Here is a 3,927-nt window from a genome sequence, read left to right on the forward strand (position 1 = left end):
GGCCGCACCGCCGCGCCGCGCTGCGCCGGCGCATGTCGCATCGCGCCAGGCGGTCGCCGCGCCGCCATCCCCGCGCGCGCCCGCAGCGGCTAGACTTCGACGTTCTTCGTAGGCGGGAGCGGACCGGGACATGCGCAAGGCGGCGTGGGCGCTGATGATCGCGATGCTGTGCGCGCTGCTGCTGTGCGCGCCGGCCGCGGCGCAATCGCTCAAGGTCGAGGTGCTGATGACCGAAACCGACCTGCAGACCCCGCCGGTCGGCGCGCCGGTGCTGCGCAGCATGGTCGCCGAGCGCCCGCACGACTTCGTCCGCTTCAGCCTGCCGCGGCGCGAGGCCGGCTACTGGCTGCGCCTGACCAGCCAGCGCACGATCAAGCCCGGCGATGGCCAGATGCTGGTGGTGCGCGGCTCGCGCGCGATGGGCCCGCTGCTGTACTACCCGCCCGGCGCGGCCACCGCGCGCGAGATCGACGACGCCGAGCACGGCGGCGTGCCGCTGATGCGGCGCGGCTGGGTCATGCCGCTGCCGAACGGCTGGCCGACCTCGTCGGTGGCCTACGTGCGGATCAAGGGCCGCGCGGCGATGAGCGAGATCCGCCTCAACTTCGCCAGCATCCCCGAGCTGGCCCGGCAGGAGCGCGGCGACGCCCGCTTCATGGCCGCCGCCTTCACCGCGATGATGCTGATGGCGGTGGCGATGGTCGGCGTGTGGGTGGCGTTCCGCGATTTCGTCTACCTCGGCTACGGCGCGTACCTGGCGTGCATGGCCACCTACCTGCTGCTGCGCTCCGGCGACGCCTCGGAGATGTGGGGACTGGCGGGGCTGGCCAGCGAACCGGCGGTGGCGTGGGCGCTGGCGACCTTGGCGACGATCTTCCAGCTCGGCTTCAGCGTGCGCTTCCTCGACCTGCCGCGGCTGATGCCGCGCATCACCTGGGCGCTGCGCATCGTGCAGTGGGCCAACATCGGCTGGCTGCTGGTGTTGCTGCTCCTGCGCGAGCACGTCTACGGCTGGTGGTACATCGGCGGCAACATCCTGCTGCTGTTGGGCGTGCCGCTGATGCTGGTGATCGCGGTCGCCGCCTGGCGCAAGGGCGCGCCGTACGCCGGCTATTACCTGCTGGGCTGGACGCCGATGCTGGTGCTGGCCGCGGCGCTGGCGGCCAACATCCTCGGCCTGCAGGACGCCGAATGGGCCGAGCGCGGGCTGGCGCTGACCGCGGTGCTGGAATCGGCGGTGCTGGCGCTGGCCCTGAGCCAGCACGCCGCCAACCGCCATCGCATCGTGCTGCTGGCGCGCCAGTCGGTGGAGCGCGACCCGCTCACCGGCGCGCTCAACGCCCAGGTGCTGGAGCAGATGCTGCAGGCGTGGTCGTCGCCGGGCAGCCTCAACGTCAACAACTACGCGCTGCTGCTGGTCGACCTGGACGGCTTCGCCGAGGTCAACGCGCGCTACGGCCGCGCGGTCGGCGATGCGCTGCTGCAGCAGGCGCTGTCGCGCATGCGCGGGGTGCTGCGCCCGGACGACACCATCGCGCGCATGGACGGCGACTGCTTCGGCATCGTCAGCGAATGCGAGCGCGGCGAAAGCGAACTGCTCGCGCGGCGCATCGGCGAGACCTTCGCCCAGCGCCCGTTCCGCATCGACAGCCACGAGATCGTGATGAGCGTGAGCATCGGCCTGGCCATGTCGCAGCGCGGCGAGCCGGTGCCGGAACTGTTCGAACGCGCGCGCCTGGCGCTGCGCCACGCGGTCGCCGCCGGCCGCAACGCGGTCAGCGTGGCCCAGGGCGGCGGCCGCGACGTGGCGGTGGTGCTGCAGGCGCAGTGAGGTCGCCGCCGCCGCCGCGGCGCGCATGCGCGGCGACGGTTTCCGTCACGCGGCGCTAACGCATTCGCGGCTTTTCCGGGCGCAGGCTGAACGTCTTAAGCCGCAACGCCAATCTTCACCTGGGTTGCATCGTCGTGGGCCTAGCGTGGGCTCCATGGGATTTGGCAAGTCGATGCGAGCCATGAGCAATCACGACGAAACGGATGTCGGCGCGGCGGTCGTTCAGGCGATAGACCCGGGCGAATATCGCGAGCATTTCCATCGCGAGTTCCGCTTCGCCCCGTACTACAGCGCCGGCCGCGAGTGGCCCGATTACGAACCGGCGTATCGCTACGGCTACGACAGCTATCTGCATTGCCGCGGACGGCGGTTCGAAGAGGTCGAACCGACGTTGGCGGCGCAATGGAACCGCTGCCGCGCCGCGTCGCGGCTGCACTGGACCGAAGCGCGCGAAGCGGTGCGCGACGGTTGGCACCACATCGAGCGCAACCTGCCCCACGCGCTCGACCGGCCTTTGCGCTGACAGTCCGCGCAAAGCCCACCGCTCCCCCGGCGCTCTCTCCCCCGGGGAGCCGACTGGTCGCCCTGGTTGGGCGACCTTTTTTTTGGGCAAGGGAATCAGGGGAGCAGTGGGAAGAGGGGAATGGGGAAGGCGTGGCGGCCCTTGCGACGTATCGGCGTGCAGGGCCGGGCACCGGCCATTCCCGGTTCTCCTTGTTCTCCCCATTCCCCGCTCGGCCGCCTTGCGGCCAGTCATGCCCCGCAGCGACTTGCCGATCCTGCCCGATCCCCCCGTCCCCAATCCCGGCTTGGTAGCATTCGTGTCCCCCAAGCACACAAAGCCCGTCCCATGGCCGACACCCCCGACAAGCCCAGCCGCGAGCAAGCCGAGGCCGCGGTCCGCACCCTGCTGGCCTGGGCCGGCGAAGACCCGACCCGCGAAGGCCTGCTCGACACGCCCAAGCGCGTGGTCACCGCCTACGGCGACTGGTTCAGCGGCTACGACGACGATCCGCGCGAGTACCTGGCGCGCACCTTCGAGGAAGTGGCCGGCTACGACGAGATGATCGTGCTGCGCGACATCGAATTCGAAAGCCATTGCGAGCACCACATGGCGCCGATCATCGGCAAGGCCCATGTCGGCTATCTGCCCAACGGCAAGGTCGTGGGCATCAGCAAGCTCGCGCGGGTGGTGGAGACCTACGCGCGCCGCTTCCAGGTGCAGGAGAAGATGACCGCGCAGATCGCCCAGTCGATCCAGGACGTGCTGCAGCCGCTCGGCGTGGGCGTGGTGGTCGAGGGCGCGCACGAGTGCATGACCACGCGCGGCGTGCACAAGCGCGGCGTCAGCATGATCACCTCGAAGATGCTCGGCATGTTCCGCGACGACGCGCGCACGCGCGCCGAGTTCCTGCGCTTCATCGATGTGGGGCCCGGGCGCTGAAGGCGCCCGGATGAGCGCGATGCTTTGAAGGCGTCCGGCCGAACGCGAAGCGCTGGCCGCAGCCGCTTCGATTCCGGCATCGCAGGCGCCGGAATCGGAATGATCCGCTCGAAAGCGCGCCGCGCGCCGGCGGCCGCTCAGCCCAGCTTCGGATCCGGAAACGGCAGCTTGCCCTGCGACTGGCTCGGCACCGCGATCCAGCGTTCGCCGTTCCAGTAGAAATCGGCCTGGGTCTCCGACGCGCCGGCGCCGCTTTGGATCTTCACCGTGCACGCGGTCTGGCCCGGGAATTCGGCGCCGACCGCGGGAATGCAGGTGCCCAGCACCACCGCCACGTCGCGGGCCAGCGCGGGGTCGCCGAACATCTCGGCGATGGCCGCGCCGGCCTGCGCGGCGTCGGGCAGTTTCGACGGCGCCGGCTGCGACGGCGCAGGGCGGTCGGCGCGCGCGCAGGCGCCGAGCAGCGACAGGCACAGCAAGGCGGCTGGAATGGCGATTCGCATGGGTCGTTCCTTCGAATGAGCACCGCGCCGCAGCCTGCGGCGTCCCCCGGTGTGCCGTTCCCGGCCCGGGCGAGTGTAGCGCGCGGGTCCGCTCATGCGAAGGCGAACGCGGGCGGCGCCGCGATGCGCGCCGCCGCCCGCCGCGCCGC

At 71.1% G+C, this 3,927-nt stretch carries 4 protein-coding genes; 3 read left to right on the forward strand and 1 reads right to left on the reverse strand.

What is annotated here, in order from left to right:
* The first annotated feature begins 130 nt into the window (after positions 1 to 130).
* From A7A76_RS21005 to folE, 3 genes are all read left to right on the forward strand, one after another.
* Positions 131 to 1,831 (forward strand): sensor domain-containing diguanylate cyclase, encoded by a 1,701-nt coding sequence (locus A7A76_RS21005; protein WP_206413133.1) that lies wholly within the window; start codon positions 131 to 133, stop codon positions 1,829 to 1,831.
* Between the two features lie 181 nt (positions 1,832 to 2,012).
* Positions 2,013 to 2,354, forward strand: a complete 342-nt coding sequence (locus A7A76_RS21010; RefSeq protein ID WP_206413134.1) for a hypothetical protein — start codon at positions 2,013 to 2,015, stop codon at positions 2,352 to 2,354.
* A gap of 327 nt (positions 2,355 to 2,681) precedes the next feature.
* A complete protein-coding gene (gene folE, locus A7A76_RS21015; RefSeq protein ID WP_074871864.1) occupies positions 2,682 to 3,275 on the forward strand; it encodes a GTP cyclohydrolase I FolE in 594 nt (197 codons plus the stop codon).
* Between the two features lie 137 nt (positions 3,276 to 3,412).
* On the opposite strand, the gene A7A76_RS21020 is transcribed toward folE, so the two are convergent.
* Complete coding sequence (locus tag A7A76_RS21020; RefSeq protein ID WP_206413135.1) at positions 3,413 to 3,778, reverse strand: hypothetical protein; 366 nt, start codon at positions 3,776 to 3,778, stop codon at positions 3,413 to 3,415.
* Between the last annotated feature and the right edge of the window lie 149 nt (positions 3,779 to 3,927).

It is taken from the genome of Lysobacter enzymogenes, from assembly GCF_017168095.1.
Lineage (GTDB): Bacteria > Pseudomonadota > Gammaproteobacteria > Xanthomonadales > Xanthomonadaceae > Lysobacter > Lysobacter enzymogenes_D.